Origin of the sequence: Streptomyces sp. URMC 123 (assembly GCF_051386515.1) — a bacterium.
Classification (GTDB): Bacteria; Actinomycetota; Actinomycetes; order Streptomycetales; family Streptomycetaceae; genus Streptomyces.
The window spans coordinates 1-2,329 of record NZ_JBPQTV010000546.1; the positions used below are offsets into that span (position 1 = coordinate 1).

Genomic DNA, 2,329 nt, shown 5'->3' on the forward strand with positions numbered 1-2,329 from the left:
CGCCCCGGGCGGGGCCGTCTTCCTTTGCGTGGCCGGGGCGTTACGGCGTGGGCGGGGGCATCGTCGGGGCTCCCGGGAGGCGGAGCGTGGCCAGGGTGCCGGGGCCTTCGGGGGGTGGGCCCAGGGTGATCGTGCCGCCCGAGCGGCGGACCGTGCGGGCCACGATGGACAGGCCCAGGCCCGAGCCGGGGAGGCCGCGGGCGGTCGGGGAGCGCCAGAAGCGCTCGAAGACATGGGGCAGTTCCTCGGGCGCGATGCCCGGGCCGTGGTCCCGCACCCGTAGCTCTCCGCTTCTGAGCGAGACCGCGATCACACCACCCGGAGGACTGAACTTCACCGCGTTGTCGAGGAGGTTGACCACCGCCCGCTCCAGCGCGGCCGGCTCGGCCCGTACGTACCAGGGGGTCAGCTCGGCCTCGATGGTCAGGCCGGAGCCGCGCAGCCGGGCCCGTTCGACGGAGCGGTCGACGATCTCGTGCAGCGCCACCACGGACACCGGGCCGCCGCCGGGCGCGCCGTCCGGGCGGGAGAGCTCCTGGAGGTCGCCGATGAGCGCGCCCAGCTCGCCCATCTGGGCGGTGAGCGAGGACAGCAGCTCCCGGTGGTCCTCCGCCGGCAGCCGGCGCCCCGACTCCTCGCTCCTGACCAGCAGTTCGATATTGGTCCGCAGGGAGGTGAGGGGCGTGCGCAGCTCGTGGCCTGCGTCGGCGATCAGCTGCTGCTGGCGGTCGCGGGAAGAGGCGAGGGCCGCGGTCATCGCGTTGAAGGACCGCGACAGGCGGGCGATCTCGTCCTCGCCCTCCACCGGAATCCGCACGGCCAGATCCTCCGTGCGGGCCACGTGTTCGACCGCGTCCGTGAGCCGGTCGACCGGCTTCAGCCCGGTGCGGGCGATCCACAGCCCCGCGGTCGCCGCGCCCAGCACCCCTACGCCGGCCACCGCGATCAGCAGCAGCGCCAGGGTGCTCAGGGCCGCGTCGATCTCCGCGAGCGGCCGGGACACGGAGAACGCCACGTCCTGCGTGCCGACGCGGACCCGCTGGGTGAGCACCCGTACGGCCTGACCGTCGTCCGTACTGCCGTCGTGCAGGAACTCGGCCCGTACTCCCAGCGCGACCTCCGTGTCGCCGCGCTCGACCCGTACCGCTTGCGAGTTGGGGCCGACGCAGCGGCCGCCGCCGGCCAGCACCACCTGGCCGCTGGGGTTGCCCGGCAGCACGTCCCGGCTGCGGGCCGGGGCGCCGGACTGGCAGCGGGCGAGCGTGGCGTCCAGGTACGAGCCGGCCACCGAGACACCGCGCAGCCCGTTGTCGAGCTCCGCCCGCAGTTGCGAGCGGGTCAGGAACCAGCAGGCGGACGCGGAGATCGCCACCGCCACGGCGACGGCCACGGCGGTGAGCAGCACCAGCCGGGAGCGCAGGGGGAGCCGGCCGAGCGCCCGCGGGCCCCGTGGCCCCTGGTCCCCGCTCACGCCGTGCCGCCGCCGTCGGCCCGCAGCACGTACCCCACGCCCCGCACGGTGTGCAGCAGCCGCGGCTCGCCGCCCGCCTCCGTCTTGCGGCGCAGATACATCACGTACACATCGAGCGAATTGGACGAGGGTTCGAAGTCGAAGCCCCACACGGCCTTGAGGATCTGCTCGCGGGTGAGCACCTGGCGCGGATGCGCGAGGAACATCTCCAGCAGGGTGAACTCCGTGCGGGTCAGCTCCACCCGGCGCCCGCCGCGGGCCACCTCCCGCGTGGCCAGGTCCATCCGCAGGTCGGCGAAGGAGAGGATGTCCCCGGCGGGGCCCGCGCCGCCGTCGTGGCCGGTCGCGGCGGCCGCGTACGAGCTGCGCCGCAGCAGCGCCCGGACGCGCGCCAGCAGTTCGTCGAGCTCGAACGGCTTGACCAGGTAGTCGTCCGCCCCCGCGTCCAGCCCGGTGACCCGGTCGCCGACGGTGTCCCGCGCGGTGAGCATCAGGATCGGCACGGTGGTGCCGGTGGCGCGCAGTCGGCGGGCCGCGGTGAGCCCGTCCATGCGCGGCATGAGCACGTCCAGCACCACCAGGTCCGGGCCGTACGCCGCCACCCGCGCGAGCGCGTCGAGGCCGTCGACGGCCAGCGCCGTGTCGTAGCCCTCGAACGCGAGGCTGCGGCGCAGCGCCTCCCGCACGGCGGGCTCGTCGTCGACGATCAGAATCCGCTGCGGGGCGGCGCCGGAGGGCGGTACGGCGCCGGTGCCGGCACCAGGGCCGGGGCCGGGTCCGAGGCCGGACGTCATCGGGCCGAGCGCCCGCGGGCCCCGTGGCCCCTGGTCCCCGCTCACGCCGTGCCGCCGCCGTCGG

General features: G+C 75.6%; 2 protein-coding genes. Both read right to left on the reverse strand.

The features are described 5' to 3' along the window. Positions 1 to 40: 40 nt before the first annotated feature. Positions 41 to 1,471 (reverse strand): sensor histidine kinase, encoded by a 1,431-nt coding sequence (locus ACSNOD_RS30545; protein ID WP_436770330.1) that lies wholly within the window; start codon positions 1,469 to 1,471, stop codon positions 41 to 43. Further along, entirely contained in the window at positions 1,468 to 2,265 is a 798-nt protein-coding gene (locus tag ACSNOD_RS30550; RefSeq protein WP_436770331.1) for a response regulator transcription factor, read from the reverse strand. The genes ACSNOD_RS30545 and ACSNOD_RS30550 overlap by 4 nt, the downstream gene beginning before the upstream one ends. Positions 2,266 to 2,329: the final 64 nt, after the last annotated feature.

Bases quoted from the DNA above. Each gene is read 5' to 3' on its own strand.
- ACSNOD_RS30550 (WP_436770331.1), bottom strand. From the start codon at position 2,265: ATGACGTCCGGCCTCGGACCCGGCCCCGGCCCTGGTGCCGGCACCGGC.